Source organism: Bacillus sp. DNRA2, assembly GCF_012843265.1.
GTDB lineage: Bacteria > Bacillota > Bacilli > Bacillales > Cytobacillaceae > Bacillus_BU.
Window position 1 is genome coordinate 69195 of record NZ_JABAIT010000011.1, and the last position, 19956, is coordinate 89150.

The 19956-nt window shown below is 37.7% G+C and carries 19 protein-coding genes; all 19 read right to left on the reverse strand.

Going from position 1 to position 19956, the window contains the following annotated elements:
• Positions 1-55 precede the first annotated feature (55 nt).
• The 19 genes from HHO41_RS11160 to HHO41_RS11250 all read right to left on the reverse strand — a co-directional run bounded on the left by HHO41_RS11160 (position 56) and on the right by HHO41_RS11250 (position 19835).
• On the reverse strand, positions 56-1015 hold the full coding sequence (locus tag HHO41_RS11160) for an ATP-grasp domain-containing protein (RefSeq protein WP_169098530.1): 960 nt from the start codon (positions 1013-1015) through the stop codon (positions 56-58).
• Positions 1016-1031: 16 nt separating this feature from the next.
• A complete protein-coding gene (locus HHO41_RS11165; protein ID WP_169098532.1) occupies positions 1032-2342 on the reverse strand; it encodes a type III PLP-dependent enzyme domain-containing protein in 1311 nt (436 codons plus the stop codon).
• A complete protein-coding gene (locus HHO41_RS11170) occupies positions 2320-3240 on the reverse strand; it encodes a beta-1,6-N-acetylglucosaminyltransferase (protein ID WP_169098534.1) in 921 nt (306 codons plus the stop codon). The genes HHO41_RS11165 and HHO41_RS11170 overlap by 23 nt, the downstream gene beginning before the upstream one ends.
• A gap of 119 nt (positions 3241-3359) precedes the next feature.
• Complete coding sequence (locus HHO41_RS11175; protein ID WP_169098536.1) at positions 3360-4454, reverse strand: acyltransferase family protein; 1095 nt, start codon at positions 4452-4454, stop codon at positions 3360-3362.
• Positions 4455-4487: 33 nt separating this feature from the next.
• A complete protein-coding gene (locus tag HHO41_RS11180; protein ID WP_169098538.1) occupies positions 4488-5864 on the reverse strand; it encodes a glycosyl hydrolase family 28-related protein in 1377 nt (458 codons plus the stop codon).
• The gene (locus HHO41_RS11185; RefSeq protein ID WP_169098540.1) at positions 5861-7003 is read right to left on the reverse strand and encodes a polysaccharide deacetylase family protein; all 1143 of its coding nucleotides are present in this window, start codon (positions 7001-7003) and stop codon (positions 5861-5863) included. Before HHO41_RS11185 ends, HHO41_RS11180 begins: the two co-directional genes overlap by 4 nt.
• Positions 7004-7040: 37 nt before the next feature.
• Positions 7041-7646, reverse strand: coding sequence for a sugar transferase (locus HHO41_RS11190; protein ID WP_169098542.1), 606 nt, complete (start codon positions 7644-7646; stop codon positions 7041-7043).
• Positions 7647-7680: 34 nt separating this feature from the next.
• Positions 7681-9219 carry a lipopolysaccharide biosynthesis protein gene (locus HHO41_RS11195; protein ID WP_169098544.1) on the reverse strand — a complete coding sequence of 513 codons (1539 nt, stop codon included), beginning with the start codon at positions 9217-9219 and terminating at the stop codon, positions 7681-7683.
• A gap of 2 nt (positions 9220-9221) precedes the next feature.
• A complete protein-coding gene (locus tag HHO41_RS11200; RefSeq protein ID WP_169098546.1) occupies positions 9222-10295 on the reverse strand; it encodes a glycosyltransferase family 2 protein in 1074 nt (357 codons plus the stop codon).
• Positions 10289-11404 carry a glycosyltransferase gene (locus tag HHO41_RS11205; RefSeq protein WP_169098548.1) on the reverse strand — a complete coding sequence of 372 codons (1116 nt, stop codon included), beginning with the start codon at positions 11402-11404 and terminating at the stop codon, positions 10289-10291. The genes HHO41_RS11200 and HHO41_RS11205 overlap by 7 nt, the downstream gene beginning before the upstream one ends.
• Positions 11405-11415: 11 nt before the next feature.
• Positions 11416-12420: a glycosyltransferase family 2 protein gene (locus HHO41_RS11210; protein ID WP_169098550.1), complete on the reverse strand. Its 1005-nt coding sequence runs from the start codon at positions 12418-12420 to the stop codon at positions 11416-11418.
• A complete protein-coding gene (locus tag HHO41_RS11215; RefSeq protein WP_169098552.1) occupies positions 12417-13436 on the reverse strand; it encodes a glycosyltransferase family 2 protein in 1020 nt (339 codons plus the stop codon). Before HHO41_RS11215 ends, HHO41_RS11210 begins: the two co-directional genes overlap by 4 nt.
• Positions 13436-14431: an O-antigen ligase family protein gene (locus tag HHO41_RS11220; protein WP_348981264.1), complete on the reverse strand. Its 996-nt coding sequence runs from the start codon at positions 14429-14431 to the stop codon at positions 13436-13438. The genes HHO41_RS11215 and HHO41_RS11220 overlap by 1 nt, the downstream gene beginning before the upstream one ends.
• A gap of 191 nt (positions 14432-14622) precedes the next feature.
• Positions 14623-15729, reverse strand: a complete 1107-nt coding sequence (locus HHO41_RS11225; RefSeq protein ID WP_169098556.1) for a glycosyltransferase family 4 protein — start codon at positions 15727-15729, stop codon at positions 14623-14625.
• Between the two features lie 356 nt (positions 15730-16085).
• Entirely contained in the window at positions 16086-16748 is a 663-nt protein-coding gene (locus HHO41_RS11230; RefSeq protein WP_169098558.1) for a CpsD/CapB family tyrosine-protein kinase, read from the reverse strand.
• Entirely contained in the window at positions 16732-17430 is a 699-nt protein-coding gene (locus tag HHO41_RS11235) for a Wzz/FepE/Etk N-terminal domain-containing protein (RefSeq protein WP_169098560.1), read from the reverse strand. The genes HHO41_RS11230 and HHO41_RS11235 overlap by 17 nt, the downstream gene beginning before the upstream one ends.
• A 49-nt stretch (positions 17431-17479) precedes the next feature.
• A complete protein-coding gene (locus HHO41_RS11240; protein WP_169098562.1) occupies positions 17480-17812 on the reverse strand; it encodes a helix-turn-helix domain-containing protein in 333 nt (110 codons plus the stop codon).
• Positions 17813-18087: 275 nt separating this feature from the next.
• Positions 18088-18957 carry a transglutaminase family protein gene (locus HHO41_RS11245; protein ID WP_169098564.1) on the reverse strand — a complete coding sequence of 290 codons (870 nt, stop codon included), beginning with the start codon at positions 18955-18957 and terminating at the stop codon, positions 18088-18090.
• Positions 18954-19835, reverse strand: coding sequence for an alpha-E domain-containing protein (locus HHO41_RS11250; protein WP_169098662.1), 882 nt, complete (start codon positions 19833-19835; stop codon positions 18954-18956). Before HHO41_RS11250 ends, HHO41_RS11245 begins: the two co-directional genes overlap by 4 nt.
• Between the last annotated feature and the right edge of the window lie 121 nt (positions 19836-19956).

Here is a 19956-nt window from a genome sequence, read left to right on the forward strand (position 1 = left end):
TTTCACTTTTGCATTTGCCTAGATTCGATTTCTCCCAAACTAGGTAAATACAAAATCATAATAAGATAAAATGGTCAAATTTAATGAGCGTGGAACCTTCCTGATAGTCGCAGCTATTTGGCTCATTGAACTCGCCGTTTAAATTTCGAATGATGTTTTTCACGAAATTTTGCCCCATCTCATGGGCATGAAGATAACCACCGCCAAAGCGTGGATTGATTTCAGAAATGTGGTAGCCCGCTCCAATCTTAAAACAATCAATATCAATTGGACCATGTGGCTTAAGGACAGCAATTAGTCTTTCAATCACCCGTTTCAAGCTAGAATCTTTCATCGCAATCGATTTGTCGGTTTCACCCGCTCGCATCCGAATCTTCTTTTTCATAAAAATATTGGTCGTTTTCTCGGATAATAAATCGATATAGCAGTCGCAACCGATCTCCTCACCGTCAATAAACGGTTGAACAATCCACTCACCACCGTCATTTTGAAATACCATTAATTCCTTTAATGTCGTGACCTTGTGAAGCCCGATACTAGCACTTCCGAACCTTGGTTTCACAATTAACGGAAACTGTAATTCTCCGACATTTAAAGCATCCATAACCTCGCTAAAATCAATAAAAGTCGGTACGGCAGGAAGGTTGTGTTCCTGTAAAAACTGGGCTGTCATATATTTATCAAAACAAAGATCAACGACTGCTTGCTGAGAGACAATGACGCGAATCCCTTCCAGTGCTAGCTCCTCTTTTACGCTTGCCAATAAGGATAATTCCGGGTCGATTAGTGACAAGATTCCCGTTACCTGATGCTTTTTACATAGCTCTTTTAGGCGAGGAATATAATCAGGGGCATCAATCCGCGGTACGATTTCAAATAGATCAGCATGGTATAATGCTGGGGCAGTTGGATCACAATCCACGGCAATCACCTTTCCGCTTACGGCCTGAAGTTCGTTTTTGAAATATTCAATTAATTTAACGCGACGGCCAGCACTGCAAATTAATATATTCATATGTTTCATTCTCCCTTTAGAAAATGTAGATTTCCTCATTAAAAAATTGCTTTAGCGTTTCTTGCTTCCTAACGCTAAAAAACTCGTCATCGACTGCTGCGACAATACTCGGTCTTTCTTTTATAAAAGGAGGATTGAAAACAATCGTGTAGGCGCCGACATTATCAAAAATGATATAGTCATTAATTTGCGGAAGCTCACATTTGAGTTCATGTGCTAAATAATCCTTCTCCATGCATGTATACCCCACAATGTGAAAGGAATGTGTTGCTGCACTCCCCGGGTTTCGCCTGATGATTTCCATTGGTAAATTGTTTCGGTGCATCGTCGGTTTAACATTATGAACACTTCCATCGACGACGACGAATTGCTGACCGCGAATCATCTTTGTCTCGATCACCTTAGCAACAAATTTGAAAGTATTAGCCACCATCGAAATCCCTGGCTCCAATATTAATGCTGGCTTGTTCGGCCAATTGGCAAACTCCCTATTCATAATCTCACAAACAGTTGAAGCATAATCATCAAAGGTCGGCGTCTTGAGATTGAAAGACTTAGGTAACTCCCCATAAATTCCGCCGCCGATATCGATATATTCAAGCGACTCATTCAAGTGGCGTTTTCCAAGCTCACAAAGCGTTTCGGTGATTTTCTGATAGGCTTCGATATTTCGTCTTCTTGTTGAAAAATGACCATGTAAACCAACAATTTTAATATTTTCATAATCGGAAAGCTCTTTTATCACCTGCTCGAACATTCCACTCTCAACACAGATTCCAAATCGGCTAATTGGGTAACCTTCCTGAAGTGGGCTCACCCCATTTTCTGCGATGTCAAAATTAAGCCGCAAGCCTAGTTTAATGATGTGACTTCGATTCAGCTCGGCATATTCTTTCACAAACTCCACTTCATAAAGTGAATCCAGATTAATCATGCTTCCCTGAGACAAGGCAAAAAACAGATCCTCCTTCGTTTTTAACGGACCGTTGAAAATAATTCGATTTGGATTTTCGCCGATTTTTAAAGCCAAATCATACTCGAGCCTTGACACCACCTCACTATATGCACCTAATCTAGATAATTCTTTGCATAAATACGGCAAATAATTAGTTTTGTAGGAATATCCGATGATGAAGTTTTCATAGCGACTCTTAAAGGCGGTTTCGATTTTCCAGTAATTCTCCCGCAGCTGCTCAACATCAAAAATGTAGTAGGAAGTGCCAAATTGCCGCTCAAGTTCGGTCAATGAATGATGATTTGATAACCGTTTATTTAGCTCATTATGTGAATCCAATGTTCCCGATTTAGCTGTGACTCTCGACTTCATTTAGCCCTACACCCACTTTTTCTAGAAAATAATCAATGACATTGCGGTCAATTGTTTCATCAAACTTGCGGGCAAAAAACTCATTTGCTGCCTCTATTAAGGGAATATCGTCACTCGTTAAATTTTGCGGTGAGTTCCGTTCGCTTAATGTTTCTCCCCACTTAAGAAACATTAAATTGGAATTGACGACCCGATTTTGATAAGGAGAATTTAAAACTAACGTATGGAAAAAGCTTTCATCCGGAACTAAAGTATGTTTAAAGAATTGATAATACCAAGGATTTTCGTCTAAAAATTTGATTATATATTCGGCAACCGCAATTGGGACCGTGAACCACTGCGAGCCCTTATAAAAAGAATAATCCTTCGGCCATGCTTTACGATTCGGTGATAGATTGAATCCTTTTTTATAGCAATTCAAAAGAACGCGCCGATAAACTCTGACTGGGTGTGTCGTCGTATAACGCTTCCGGGCAAATTTCGGCCAACTTATCTTCATGAAACCAAGGTTTTCATCGCTTACTTTCTTATAATGGAAAAATGCCTTATCATTATTTTCCGTTAAAAATTGATTAAATCCTTGCTTTACTAATAAATCCTGTCCGCTTCTTAAAGCTACAAAATCATATTCGTTTTTAGAGGCTAGTACTTCGCGCAACAACAGAATTGTCGTATCTACCTGACTGATGTCGCCCCATTCACAATTAATATTGGTACCAAGAACCTTCACCCTAGGATGCTCAATTATCTTTCCGCTTACTTGTTCAGCATTTTTTTTATCAATATGAACATAAACATCTCCATCGTCTGTGGCGATCAACTGATGAATGAACATATTCACCTGCTCCGGATTTTTATGAATTTGCAGCATATAGGCTGTCCGTGGCATAGAATTCATACTCTTATCCCCTTTTAACGACGCTTTTACAAAATATCGTTCACTTTAAGAAACATTTCCCTTATTATAGTTCTATATAAAGAACAAGTCAACGATTTTTCAGGTCTTTGTGACTACTATTAGGTCCTTTCGACTACTGGTAACTCATTACCATTTACCCTGAAAGCCCGCTTCGAACGAAAGGCTTTTATGCTCCGATTCAGTGGCTTTTCTAGGAAAGTGTAAACGAAGCAGCCTCCAATCGTTGCCACACACAAGAGCAAAACGCTGATGAAAAAATAATGACCTGCTAATATCGATGTTGAGCTAAAGAACTTACACAGCACTGACATGATTAAAAAATGTGTTAAATAAATCGAAAACGATGCATCTCCCAAGTATTTCGCAAACGTCGGAATGTTGATTTCCGATTGTAGGTCAATTGACGATAAGCCTAAAATGAGTAATCCTGAGGCGAGACTCGTGATGAACTGCAGACTTAAGTGAGACAGTTGATATTGTGTGTTAAACCATGCAAACGGAAAGCCAAAAATTCCTATTATCACAATCGACCAAGCTACTAATCTTGGTAGTTTAATTTTCATCACGATAAACGCGCAAAGAACCCCAACCAAAAACACCAAATTATTTCCATTAAATAAGAAATTGATATAGTATTTAGCAGAGGTAAAAAACTTTGCACTAAAACCTAGCGAAACTAGTGCCCACGACAACAGAACCAACCGTGAGACGGTTTTATTTTTGATAAAATTTATCCCGAACACAAGGTAGAAAAAGACCGTATAAACCAAAGACCAGGCAACGCTTAAAATTGGCTCATTTTCATTTGGAAACAACAGAAACGAGGTAATAATCGTGTTCAATTCATGCTCATTTCCTTGCCCAAAGCTTGGGTACATAAAATAAACAGGTAGAACACACAAAGATAAAATCCAATAAATTGGATAAATACGGATAAATCGACTTACCAAAAAGTCCCTCAATTTCTTCGGGTTGCCAAAATCACTCTGATAAATGTAATAAATCATAAAGCCGGATAGAGCAAAGAAATAATACACTCCACCTGACTTCGGCACATCCTGTAACTTCAAAAAATCATAATCAAAATAGATGTGCATGAATGCTTCCGCATGAAACAGCAATACAAATAGCGGGACAAGCGCCCGGGAGAACTGGATCAAGTTTAAATGCTTCCGTTTCGAATGATCCTTCATATTGGTAAATCTCCTTTTTTGTAAATTATTAATCTAGTAATACTGATTGTTTGAAATCACTAACTCTTTAATAAGCCTTCTGTTATGATTCGTTTGCACTACCGCCTTATTTTTACTTATAAAAAAAAGATTACTGGTAATACGCACTCGCTCTATCTTAGTAGCTGCATAATAGTCGTAATCTAAAAAAACACCTGTCTGATAGTGCAGAAAGGTGTTATCTGTAATGACCGTATTCGTGATATCATCCGAGGCAAATAACGCCACTCCAGATGCTTTGTTTGATCCCGTAAAATGATTGTTAGAAATATAGGTTTCGTTTCCACCAGCATGAATGTTTACTCCATCATTTTCGGTGTTAATTGCATTCCCAATGATAACAGTACCAGTTGAGATTAGCTTACCATCCTTGCCACCTTCAATCCGAATTCCAATGTTTGCGTTAATATGATTGCCCTCAATCCTAACCTGTTGATTTTTACGCCAAACATGAATCTCTTTCACTGTAAGCTGATTGTCAAATACGTTAGCATTACTTGTATCCATCAATAGCAAGGCACCCTTTGGACAATGAACCTCGTTTTGATAAAACTTTATATGATTAAAAAAATAACCTGGTTCATCCTTTTCCGCTTGTTCACTATCGGCACCGGCAAGCAAGACACAATTGCCATTAACATTTGATTCAATCTTATTCATGCTGATTGTTGCATCCTCGTATTGCTGCTCTTCCCACGGCTCAAAATGAAGTGCTGGTCGCCCTGTTTTTGACTCGATCACATTGTTTGTGACCTGTAGATGATTTACTTGTTCGATCACAATTTGTGAGCGTTGGTTTTCTTTGACTATATTGTTTTCAATGGTGATATTTTTACTTGTTTTACTTGAGCCAGTTACCGAGATTCCATCACCGACCGCGTTAATGATTTTATTATTCTTTATGGACACATTTTCGTTATCATCAATAAAGATGCAGTGCATGTGCTCAATTCCATTTGGATGGTTTTGATAATTCCCATCACAGGTTATCGATTGAATGCTTGTATCATCAGCTGTCGTGATTATTCGTGTATAATCATCAGGAGCATCATCGGCAAGCTTTAGAATGACGGTATCACGTTGTTCACCAAGTAAATGGACATTTTTTTTTAGATAAATCGGATTGAGATTATACATTCCCGCCGGCACGAATACAGTTCCGCCACCTTGTTGAAATACATCATCAATTGCCGTTTGAAATGCTTTCGTATTATCGTGCACTCCATCACCAATTGCCCCATATTCATTAACATTGACAAGAATGTCAGGAGACCCTGTCGCGTCGAAATGAGTTGTTATCTTAATCCAGATAATCGCCACTATTAATAGCAAAACACCAAGCTGAGCCATGATTAGCTGTCTTTTTTTCATTTGATTATCGCTAGCTTTGGCAACCTATTGAGTAAACGAAGGTCATTGATAGCATGGTCACCCAAGGACAATTTTTCAAGATTGATGAAGTATTCTATCCCGGCTAAATTGGTGATATGAAGATTGCGTAAATCAAGTTCCTTAACGCTTTCTAAATCCCTAATGTTAATCCATTTATCAGTTGTCTTAAGAACTTCTCGGCGAAGAAAGTCTTCAAAATTGCAATCGATAAAAGTAGCAATACCTGCCAGTTCTGCCGTTGTATAAAAGACCATATCAAGCTTTCTTGCTTCATTAATAATTGCCTGTAATGTCTTCGGTGCAGTGCGATATTTACCTGGCTCCACCGCCTCCTTACCCCAGCCAAAATCATTCCAGTTCACTTCATCAGGCAAAATCGAATGGCACATGATGATTAAATTTGTTCCACTTTTTCTCGCAAGTTTCAGAGCTTGTTTAAAGTAGGAAAAATCAAACAGTTCCTTCTGGTCAATGCAAATGGACGGCACATAACCTGTAACACCGCGTTGTGGTAACGAATAATGATCAAAACCTCCTCTGACTACATTAAAATAGTCCGGAACTAATGCGGCATTTGTCGCTTCAGAATACAAGGTATACGGATAGGCAAAGCTAACTGGCCTTTTAAACTTTTCCTTTGTAATGGAATGGGCTTGACGCTCCATCCAGTCTATTAATGGTTCAATCTCAGCTTCAATCCATTTGCGCAAGCCATGCTCATTGGCATATTCAAGCGAGTTTTGATGGGTATAGCCATGATGAGCAATCTCATGTCCGTCTGCCTGCAGTTCAAGCAGCATATCTATCTCAGCTTGGCTGTGCTCCCTTTGACCTTCAAAGTGATGAAACGCATTAATATTAAAAGTCACTTTCACATCAAAGAAGCCGAATAATTCCTTCCCATATCGATACCAATCGTTGACTCGAAAGCTATCATCAAATGAAAAGGCGATCCCTGGTTTTTGAAACGGAGTCTGTTTAGTACAGTGCTGGTTTTGTTCCTTTAAAGCTGCGATGATTTCCTTCCAATACCGTTTTGCTTGATATTGCCGTTTTATTGTTCGAACCGGATCGACTAGTTTACTCTCACGAAATCGTTGTAACAATTGCGGCACCATTACTAATTCCTCCCTTCTTGGTCTTTAAGTTGGTTAACTAGTTTGATTGATTTGGTGAGTTACCAATAAAGTCTGGCATCGTGACGTGATTTTGGTGACTGACGCCTTCAGAAGCGATGACTTTTTTTATCGTTAATAGCATGATTTTCATATCAAGCCAAAAGCTTTGATTTTCAACATACCAGACATCCAGCTTGAACCTTTCTTCCCAGGTAATCGCATTTCGCCCATTCACTTGGGCCCAACCCGTTATGCCGGGGCGAACATTGTGACGCTTATTCTGCTCTGTCGAATATAGCGGTAAATACTCAACTAATAATGGTCTTGGACCTATTAAACTCATATCCCCTTTCACAACATTCAATAGTTGGGGAAATTCATCCAAGCTGAATTTGCGAAGCAACTTCCCAAATCGGGTTAACCGATGCTGATCTGGCAGTAATTCGCCATGGTCATCGCACTCATCGGTCATCGTTCGAAATTTATATACGGTAAAGATTTTCCCATGCAGTCCAGGGCGTTCCTGTTTGAATACGACCGGTGACCCAAGCTTCACTCTGATCAGCAACGCGGTCACTAAAATAATTGGCGATAACAAGGTCAACCCGACACCCGCAACCGCCAGATCAAATAATCTTTTCATTCTACACCTCTAACAAAAAAACACCTTTCAAAGATTAATTTGAAGGTGCGACTTTATTTTTTATCGACAGGAATATATTTTCAGTTATATCCTTTAAGTATTGAAACTCCGGGCGTTTATGAAATATAGTCAGGTAAAGCAAATTCGGAACAATTAGACATACAAGACCTTTCGCTATCAACAAGAAAAAACTGTTTCCTGTAAACAGTGCATCCACCACAAAGGTCGTTATCGCACAAGTCCCCAATGCAAGCGCGCCATACAAACCGTACTTCACAAAATATGTGCTCACATTTTTGGCGAAGATATTCTTATACACCAACCTTGGCGCATACCAGAAGACAGCTAATAAGCTAATCGTTGTTCCAATAAAGATGCCGGCCAACCCTAAATAATGGACTAACACCACCGAAACACCCACATTTAAGCCCGCTTCAATCATCGGGGTGTACTTATCGAGCACAAAAATCCCGCCACCTTCTTTAAAAGTGGTTATCGATGCTCGCATCCCTGTTAAATAGAAATTGACCAATAAAATAATAAACGTGAGTCGATCCAGAACATAGCCGGTTCCAAGCCACCAATCAATAAACGGCTCAAGCAGGTTAAACAGGAAAATAATACCAATTGAATAAAGCCAAAAATTAATTAAGTAAACCATGTTGAAGACCGAATACTGTTTGTCCTTGCCCTCAACCGTAATCACATTGGCGACACTGGCCGTCATTCCGCTTAATATCGGCGTAAACAATGCCCCCACCTGCCCGATTATCATTAAATAATTGGCATAAAGGCCAACGGTCGTCACGCCTAGAAAATAGGAAATGAGGATATTGTCTGTTCCATAAATAAAGTACGTTCCAACCTTATGTAAAAATAAGGCCTTAACCTGAGTAATTAATCCAGACTTTTCCTGGATCTCAAGTTGGTATTGCTCCTTGGTAAACAAATAGGGGTAACGCTTTTTAACAACCTGATTATTTATCAAGCAATGTAATGTGTTGGTGACGAGTTCAATTACCAAGAACAGGATAAAGTCCCTAGTTAAAATTAAGATGATCATTTTGGCAATAGTCGTGATGCCATGGAACATCATGTAGATACGTGTCAAGACGTATTCCTTTTGGTCGGCGACGATGATTGCCACTTTATGCTCGTAAAAATAGTAAACAATATTTTTTATGACAAAAATAAAAAAAGCGAGCTTCACAAATGTGACTGACTCACTGCCTTTTAACAAATTGTCTAAAAATGGGTAGATCATAAGGCTCACGCCAAAGATAATCAATGCCAACACTTTATATACTTTTTTATACAATTGAACAAGCGCAATAATTTTGTCGCGATTATTGTCCGCCAATGGCTTGTAAAGATTGTAGGTTAGACTACCACTAATTCCAGCTTCGACCAATGACAGGATTGCAATAATATTGGTAAGTACACCATTTACCCCCAAATATTCAGTCCCAAGACTGTCAAGAAACACTTTTCTCGACATGAAGCCAAGCAAGATAATGATGATTTGTAAAAAGATGCTAACAGCTATATTTTTCATTGAATTGATCGTTCTCATTTTTATCCTCCAAGGGTTACAAGTTCTCTGAGCGCCAACAATTCAATAAATGAGCCCACATAATTACGATTTCTCAGCCTGTCATATAAATAAAAAATCACAACAATTAACGGCACACCCTTGAATTTCGCTAAAAGCAAAACCAGCCTTTGAATCCAACTATACGAGTAAGTATGATTTAACACGTTCAAGAATTCAGGAGTTTTTACAAATTTTCGAGTATTCTTGATAGCGTTAACGAAGTCACTCATGCTATTTATGCTCGTGCAATTTTGAAAAATGACATAGCTAAATTCCATTAAATAATAAGCATGCAACTCTTTTTTGATATCCGAGTGAATATGATTCGATAAATAGTTATTTAGTTTATTAAACAATAAAACCTGAGCTTTCTCCTTATCTTCGTAATAATGATTGATCAGGCTTCCTTGCCTTTGCTGGTACACATAAAAGGGTGTGTCAAGAATCTTAATCTTACGACAATGAAACAGATAGTCGATATTAAAGATAGCATCTTCACCATGCAAAATTTCAGTATCAAAGCGGATGTTATGCTTTTCAATAATGCTTTTCTTGTACAATTTATTGCACGAGGAATATGCTAACCCCTGCTTTAACAAATGCATAAAATCCTTCTTTATTTCGTGATAATAGGAAATTTTTTTCGGAATAAAGAACAACTCCTCGAGATTTTCTTTAGGAAAGCTCCGCTTCATTCCACACACAGCTAAGTCAGCATTGTTTCGCTGCAAACTTGCAAGCATCTCTTTTATCATGTCTCTCTCAACAAAATCGTCACTATCAATAAATTGAATATACTCCCCGTTTGCCAGAGAAATGCCGAAATTGCGTGCGGCACCCGGTCCATTATTTATTGTATGATAAACCCGAACCCGTCGATCAACCTTGGCAAAATCATCGCAAATCATCGCACTGCCATCATCTGAACCGTCATTAATCAACAACAATTCAAGATGTTGATAGGATTGGTTTAGCACACTATTTATCGCAGTCGCAAGATACGTTTCGGCATTATAAATTGGCATAATAATACTGACTAAAGCTTGGTCTAGCATGTTGAAAACAATGCCTCCTCTACTTTTTCAATCATGGTTTGAATACTAAACTGTTTTCCTCGTTCCAGACTCTTTTGGACCCAAACTTCTTGTTCCAGTTCATAGTTGATGATAGCCTGCTTTAGACCATCATAAATACCGGCAACGTTATTTTCTACTAACCTACCAAACTCATTGGCACCGATAATTTCCTCGGCACCGCCACATTTGGTGCTGATGACCGGAAGCCCCAGATTCATTGCCTCAATGACCGAAATACCAAACGGTTCCGTTCTTGACGGCAAAATAAAAATATCACTTTGCTTCAAATACTTATATGGATTCACTTGTCCCCCTAATAACACTATGGCTTCGTCCAGATTTCTTTCGGCAATCATATTCTGTAATCTTGTACGTAAATCGCCATCACCAATGACCCATACTTTAAAACCACTTATACCATCGTTAACTAGTTTTTCTACTGCTAAAATCAAACGATCTATCCCTTTGTCATGGTGAAGACGCACTACCGTTACAAAATGAATCAAGTTTTGCGCTTTGACTAAATCAAACTTTTCCTCTGCATGCTGACTAATTTTGTTAATATCGACACCGTTATACACCACATTCACATTATCAAAATTAGCTACAACTCGCTGAAAGCTTCTTTTGCACTTCTCTGAAACGGTGACAATTTCATCAAACTGCGAGTAACATTGAAGCTGATTTGCTTTAGTCACATGACTTTCAAAACCAAAGTTTTGATGCTCCATATCACCATGAATCCAAGCAATTTTCTTAGAATTTGGATTTGGTGATGCAGCGATAATTTTCTCAGGCATTCCGGTCTTAAAGGATATTTCAGTATCATAGGTTTCCGTTATATATTTTTGATAGATTTTAGCAGGGTTAAAAAAACGAATCACCCGGTAAATTCCTTTATACTGTTTCTTAAACCAACTATAATGTCGGACTCCACTATTAAACTGATTAGCCAAATCACCACCGGCAAACAGTGAAAATACCGTTATTTCATATTGATCCACAGGAAGATGGTTGACAATGTCAATTAAAATTTTCTCTGTCCCTCCCATAACCATGCGATCGATCACAAATAGAATCTTCTTCATCCACTACACCCCTATGCCAATTCCGCCGTCTTCTTAAGGATGATTCTTTTAATAGCTGAGGTATGAAACAACAGCTTCATAAATCGATAGCCGCCTAAGGAAAGTAGCGCCAAAACTTTATATTCCCGAGCAATATCCCGTCCTATGACATAAAACAAGAGGTTTTTACGGACATGACTTACGAGCTTTCGACCGAGGCTCGTATACTGACAATCCGGGTAAATTGCTTCTGACTTCAACATATCAAACAGCGAATTAATGACTGACAGGTTCACTCGCCAATTCAGCTTACTGCTAAGACTAGGAAAATCATGATCTACATAGTCCTTAAACTCTGCAAATGCAGCAATGCAATCCAGTTTTTTTTCATCAAATTTGGACCGTAGAATACTACCTTGTCGTTGCAGATAGTAGTAGCCTATTTGATTCGAATAGGCTACTTTGTCAACCAAACTAAACAACTTATAAGTTGTAAAAATATCTTCATATAATTTTCCAACAGGATAACGAATTTTTTCAAACAAACTCGCTTTGTAAAGTTTGTTCCAGGCATAATGCTTAACAAACTCCTCATCTACAAGCGCCTGAAGAGCTTCTTGTCTACTAAGGATTGCGGAAGACTCGTTTAGGCAATCATTTTCTACATAGCTGTTATAAACCTTTTGAACTGCACACATTGAAATATCACAATCATAATCAACTATTTGCTTGATAAGATTTTCATACATCCCAGGAGAAATATAATCATCTCCGTCAATAAAGCCGATGTAATCACCACTCGCCATATCCAGACCTGCATTTCTAGCAGAGCTAAGTCCGCCATTCTCTTTATTGATTACCAAAAATCGCCTATCGCTCGTAGCGATATTGTTAATTTTCGTGAGCGTCCCATCAGTCGATCCATCATTAACGACGATAATTTGTAAGTTTTCAAAAGTTTGGGAAATGATTGATTGCAGGCATTTTTCAATATAATTCTCAACGTTGTAGGCAGCAACAATTACCGTTATGTTCATCGAAACCCCCGCCCAATATTTAATATTTTTGCCGATAATAAAATCAGCCTGCTATTGTATGTAATTAAGATTATTTTCAGCAACTTTGTGATAAAATCGTCTGGCTGATGTCTCATAATGATTTCCCTTATCTCTTCCTGCTTAAGGATCACTCCGGCAATCTCCCTGCGTTCTGCGCTTTTATACGGGCAATTTTGTTTATAAAAGTCCATAAAAAAAGCCATGATATCTCTCATTAACATTCGATCAATCAAGGCTTCCGTTTTATCAAGTTTTCCCCAAGTGAAGATTAGTTTTTTCAACTCCATCATGAGCATGTACCGTAATTCAAGGCGATTCGCTCTGAACTTAGAAACAAGGCCAGCTCCCTTTTTAACTGTGTAGTTCACTAGAGGTTTTGGGATTACTTTCACATATTGAACATCCTTAAGGACGTCTAGATTAAACTTCAGATCCTCACCCATATCTAAGTCGGCTGGGAACAAAATTTGATGCTCAAGCAAATAACTCTTTAAATAAACCTTGTTCCACGGCGCATTGATGATTTCATCCTCGATTAATAAGAGACAATAATCACGAAAAGATTCTTTCTCGGTAAAGCTCAAGGAAGGTTTAACTGGCGGACTACATTCAATCGTCTTTGTATCATAGACAATATCATAGCCATAAATCACGAGCTGGGTATGATCATCAAGCTCCTTCATAAAACTCCCGAGCCCATTCTCAGCATAATAGTCATCAGCATCCAGAAAGCTAATGAATTTCCCCTTTGCTTGCTCAATCCCAAAATTCCTTGCCCCACTAACCCCTTCATTTGGTCTTGAAAACAGCTTAATTCTTGGATTCATTTCGGCAAATTGCGTCATAACAGCCAAGCTATTATCGGTTGAACCATCATTCACTAATAGCAATTCAAAATCAACCTCCGTCTGTTCAATCACGCTTAATATTGCCCTTCCAATTGTTTTTTCGGCATTATAAACAGGGATAATAATTGATAATAATGGAAGCTCCATCAATTGCCTTCTCCTTTACTTTTAAAGCTTAAATAATAGAATAAGATAAAATAAAACCATAGTACCGTTCTGCGTAAATCATTGATACCAAAGCCATAAGCTATTAACGAAACCACGGCGCATAAAAGAAACAGGTTCTGATGTGTCATTTTGATCAATTTGAAAATAAAAAGGATATAAACGATGCCAGCGACGATTCCACCTTGAGTTAAAATTTGCAGAAATGTATTATGCGCTTCATATCCTCCAAAAACATGGTCACCGCTATATGAGCCAGGCCCAAGTCCAAAAATGGGAGAATATAGCCAGGCTCTAATTGCATTTGTCCAGATTACCAATCTGCTACCACCGTTGGAATCAGCGTGAAAAAATTCATCTATCATCTCGATTATCTGCTCATAATTGAAGATCACCACAATACTGACAATACATATGAGGAAAATCAACAGACTTGCATCATCTTTCATCTTTTTTAAACCAGATGTTACCGTAAACAAGATCATCACCATAAAGGCCAATAGCCAAGCCGCTAACAACGTTGATGAGGTTGTTGATAGACCAATATCGACACTTAAAAACACACCGAGGATTGCCAGAATTTTCAATGTGAAATTGTTTTCTTTTGTAAAAATATATAAGCCCACAAATGGAAGTGGTGCTATAAAATATGCAAATTGATGATAATCATTTGCGAATGGCGAGAAAATATCAGATCCGGCATAAGTAATGTAATAGCCAAACAAAACCCGATACCCTTCCAAATACAATACAAACAAACAACCTATCACAACTAATCCCCAAAAATAGATAAAACGGATAATGCTGTATACTTGAACGAAACTACTCTCTTTAAACAACGTCTCAAAAGTCAAACACAAAAAAAGCACAACAATATAGGCTTTATAATCAAATGAAACAAACTGGGTATAAATATCAAAAAAACGATTGACGTAATAGCCAATCGTAATGACAAAAAGATAACTAATCCAAAACATAGAAAACAAATGTTTCTCCAATGTGAGGATTATTGTCCTTTGTCCAATTAATTGAAATGTACAAAAAAACAATAGAATGATTTCACCCATTCCAAAGCCACCAAATCTTAACGAGGTAAATCCAAAGAAAAGAACCATTGTTAAGATGAGAATATTTTGTATGCTAAACATTACATATTTTTGTTCCATACTTAACGATAAACCCTTTCCATACTTTTCATCACGGTACTGACATCATATTTTTTAATAGAATCATAGGCGTTTGCTCCCATTTGACGAAGCTTCTCACGATGATGAAAAAGCTCTTCAATTCTAGCAGCAGTCGCCTTACTGTCCCCGATATTAACTAAAAAACCCGTCACACCATCATCAATTAGGTCTCTTATCCCACGAATATTAGTACCAATCATCGTCTTCTGACAGGCCATTATCTCCATAATATTCCTCGGCAAACCTTCGCGATAGGACACTAGAATCCCTAGGTCACTAGCAACAATTAATTGATTCACATCTGTTCGTGAACCTAAAAATAGGATATTGTTATCCAAATTTCGTTCAACAACCTCCTGTTTAAGTTCCTTCAACAACGGTCCGCCTCCGGCACAAATAACCTTGACTTCAATTCCTCTCCGCTTCAATAATTGAACTGTTTCAATCATTTGCAGATGGTTTTTATTTTTATTCACCTCAGCAATCATAATCAGAACAAAATCATCCACATCTAGTCCAAGCTTCCTTCTAACCTGATTCCGATCAAATAAATCCTTGTTATAGACTGATAGATTAACACCGACGCCATTGACAAAGAGCGTTTCCTTACACTTAAGCTTTTTCGCTTGCTTGTGGTCCTCGGAATTAATTGTAATGATCGTATCTGTGAAATGTGCCATCAGTTTTTCAATTGGGTAATACAGACTCCAGTTTACTAATGAAGCACCTTTGTAGAAATGAAAGCCGTGTACAGTATATATCGTTTTTAGTTGCGGAAATTTTAATTTTAATAACCTGCCGTATAAAGCAGCAATTGGTGTATGAACATGGACAATATCATAGCAATATTCTTCTTGAATTTTAATTAATTGCTTAAATGCCTTGTAATTTATTGGGTCAAGTGGGTTTCTCGTAAATGGGACATTATAGACCAGTACCCCTAAACGAGGCAGCTTAGGATCAATTTCTTCATCAATAAAGCAGGCACAATCAACAACATTTCCCTCAAGCTTCAACTTTTCAATATGCGGTACAAGGAAAGAATTAATCGTGTCACTGACCGTTGTAATATAAAGTATTTTTCTCATCGTTCTTTTACCAGCATCACCACTAATTCATGCCAGTATATCGCTCCTTTTTTTAAAATAATCATTAAAAAATTTCATTATATAATCTAAACTTAGATAGACGATATAATGAAATTTTTCAACGATTCATATTTTCCTTCAAATGACATATATAGTTTAGGGCATCTAACCCCGCCTCACATCACACTCCTGACGACTCACGTCTAAGGTCTGGTACAACCCACAGCATGACCGAGTGCCTCCATTGATACCGGTTAGAAGACATCACCCAAAAAATTCATTATTGCGAAAATACTGTACTTTATATAGAACAACCCAAGTAAAAAAACAGGATAATCTTTCAAGGAAAGAGACCCCTAATCCTTTTCGTTTAAAATTACCCCTAAAACCTTTGCATTTGCTGATTCAAGTGATTTCTTTGCCTCAAGGGCTTCATCACTTTTTGTTTTCCCCCACTTCAACACCAGAATCGATCCATCACATTGACCGGCAAGGATTTTTGCATCAGCAACTTCCAACAACGCTGGTGCATCAATTATTGTTACATCGTAAATCTCTATTGCCCTCTCTATTAATTTTGACATTTCGTGAGAACTTAATAGTTCAGAAGAATTAAATGGAATTGAACCGCTTGATAATAAATCCAAGTCACTGATATCAGTTTTACTTATCGAATCATTCAAGCTAATATTCCCTCTTAATACATCACAGAGACCAAAGGTGTTATCCGTTTTAAACGACAAATGTAAGGTTGGTTTTCTTAAATCAGCATCAATAAGCAGAACTTTTTTTCCTTGCTGAGACAATGATATGGCAAAATTGGCAGCTATCGTCGATTTACCTTCGTCACTATTTGGCGAGCTAATCAATAGACTTCGATAATCCTGTCCTTTTGTAAAAGACAGAAAATTGGTCCGAATCGAACGATATTGCTCCAATACTTTACTATAAAAATTTGTAGATGAGATTAGATTTATTTTCCTTCTAACAGTGGATGGTTTCCTACTTAATTGCTCCATGAGATGCTCTCCTATCAAGAACTTTATAGCGACTATACTTCGATGTTGAAGATTTGCGTGAATCCATTTTCGAAATACTACCAAACACCGGTAAATTCAACAAAAGCTCCACTTCACGTTCAGATTTAATTGTATTATCAAAGAAGTTCATTAAAAAAATGAGGCCAATCCCGGATAATGCTCCGACGACTAAACCTAGTAATATCCTAGTCTCGTGATCATCATTAATCGGATCAGAACTTACCTTTGCAGTCGAAAAAATTGATATATCTTTGAATTCAAGCAACTTTGGAATCTCTTTTTGAAATACCATTGCCGTCGTATCGGCGATTAATTTTGCCATTTTGGGGTCTTCATCAACGACAGAGATTTTCACTATCGAGGAACCCTCAATACTTTCAGCAGAAATATGTTCACTGAGATTTTCGGGGGTTGTATCCAAGTTTAAAGTGCCGACAACATATTCCAAAAATGATGGCTCTTCAATCATTACCATTAGCGTATTCATTAACTCAGGCTCAGCATTCACAATAAGTCGTGATGATGATTCATAAAGAGGCTTGGTAAAGAACATGCTGTAAACTCCACCTAACAAAGCAAACAATATAGAGAGGGCAATAACAATCCAAATCCGCTTTCGAATGACATATACCAGCTTTTTTATATTGATTTCTTTATCCACATTCCCACCACTTTTATTAAGATTTGGTCATTATATATAACTCATGGTATCACTTCACATTGTTTTTCCATTTTATATAGTCGACAATCGTTTTAAATTCCTTAATTTGTTCTCTTTCTAAGTCCTTAATTTCATTAACAAAAGTCTCCCATTCCTTTTCATTGTTATCTTCATCTTGGTCTCTGTGATCTTTGATGAGCAAGGTATTCAAATCAACATCAAGCACGAAAGCAATTTTTTGCATCACTTGAATCGAAGGATTTTGGTTTAAATTTCGTTCTATGTTACTCAAATAGGATTTGGAGATTCTTGCACGATCAGCCAATTCTGATAAGGAAAGGCCTCTCTTTTTTCGAAGTTCATTAATTATATTACCAATCATTCACTCTACCTCGTCCAGGATTATTTGTTCACTTTAAAGAACATCTAATTCAAAAAAAAACTGCTCTTTTTATAAGATCCATATAAATATTGCTTTATCATTGGCTATGTTAAAAATGAATACTAAGCTTTAAAACAGCCTTATTATTAGTTCTGTATACAGAACGATATGTTTCTTATAAAATATCATGTTCGTTATATAGTGTCAATGAAATATATCCTTATATGTAAAAACAAACTTCATCGTCGTTGATGAAGTTTGTTTTTCACGTCAACCTATTCTTTTACTACCTTTACATCTACTTCTACTGTCATCGTTTGACTCGACATACCTTGGTAAATGCCTTTTACCGGAACGATATCACGGTAATCACGACCATGCCCAACTTTCACATAGCGCCAATTGATTAACCCATTATTAGTAGGGTCAAACCCTACCCAGCCAATCCCCGGTACATACGCTTCAATCCACGCATGCGAGGCTTGCTCATAGTCAGCGTGGTCACCTTGAAGATCACCAATGAAATGGTAACCACTTATATAGCGGGCCGGAATCCCTTTAATCCTACAAATCGAAATCATCAGATGAGCAAAATCCTGACAAACCCCCCGTTTGAGCTTTAACGTTTCTTCAACTGTAGTATGTACATGAGTTGCATTTGGATCATAGATAAACGTCGTGTAAATCGTTTCGGAAATATCTCTTAATAGATGAAAGACGCCCCCTGCCTTTTCAAGATCAGGGAGTGTCATCGCGTATTTCTTTATATCTTCCGTAATCATTGTGTAAGGTGTAGCCACTAAATATTCAGCATAGTGATTGATAAACTTATCACTTTGTAAAAATTCCTGCTCTTTTTTAAATGGAAATAGATTGTATTCATTGCGATCCTTTTCATGGGTATCAACAATCGAATGAGACTTTATCACGAGCTCTTGATGCGGCATTGCGACTGTGAAGCCATGAGCAATATTTCCAAAATAGTCCTGGAAGGAAAATAACTCCGCCGATGGATAGGTTGTAATCGTGTGATTGACACACGATTGCCGAAAATTCGTTCTAGGAGTTAAGCGAATCTCATTGACACTGTATCCAACATTGCCCTCGTATGAATAATTCGTTTGATGTATAATTTCTAGCTTCATACAAGCTCAGCCAGCTTCCGGGGAAAATTTTCTGCAACAGTCACCTCTGGATCATAAGCAATACTTCTTTCAATTTCCTGGCTGATTTGGCTGCAACCCAAGATAATGGCGTGAATAAATTCACGATACTCACTGATGGTTTTCCCGTTTAAATCCAGCGCTTGGAATAGAAGCGCTCGTAATCGATTCACCAAACGAATTACTTTTGCAAGATGATCCAATTGATATTCAATTTTTACTTCCTTTAAATTTTCTTCAATTGCAAATAAACAAAAATAGGTTGATCTCGAAAAAACTGAATTTAATAGAAGAAATTCAACGATTTTATCCAGTGTAAATTGATTAGCATATATCTTGCGAAACGCCTCAACTCCATCAACACTTTCTAGCAATGTAAAGAGCCGATGATAATCAATGCTTCGTAAGTCATCTTCAACTTCATCAAGCGATTCTAAAAACAACAGAATCATACGGGCTGTATTTTCCGCACGTTCTAGATATTCGCCGGCATTTAAGAATCCCCACTCAACTTCATGGAGCATCGATGAATCCGTGACATTTTGAAATAACGATACTTCATTACGAACACGATTTAATAGTTTAAATGGTGTTTGTTGTTCTTTGGTATTTTTTTGCTCTGCTAACCATAAATAAAAGCTATTAATTGAATCCCACATCCGATTGCTAGCATACTGTCTTACCTCACGAACATTGTTTCTGGCATAAGTAAGATAGTTCATGATTGAATGACAATAGTCTTCTTGTTCTTTTAACTGATGCTGCCCATATAAATTCACATCTGCGAGTCGTGCAGTATAATCAATTCTTTCTGTATACCGACCAATCCAATAAAATGATGCAACCATTCGACTTAACATACCCTTCACTTCTTTCCTATATACTTATTCGCTGTTTATACAAAATGTTGATTTCCGCTTCAGGCACTTCGCGCACCTTAAGGGCTAGTTGGGAGCCTCCTCGGCGCATTCGCGCCTGTGG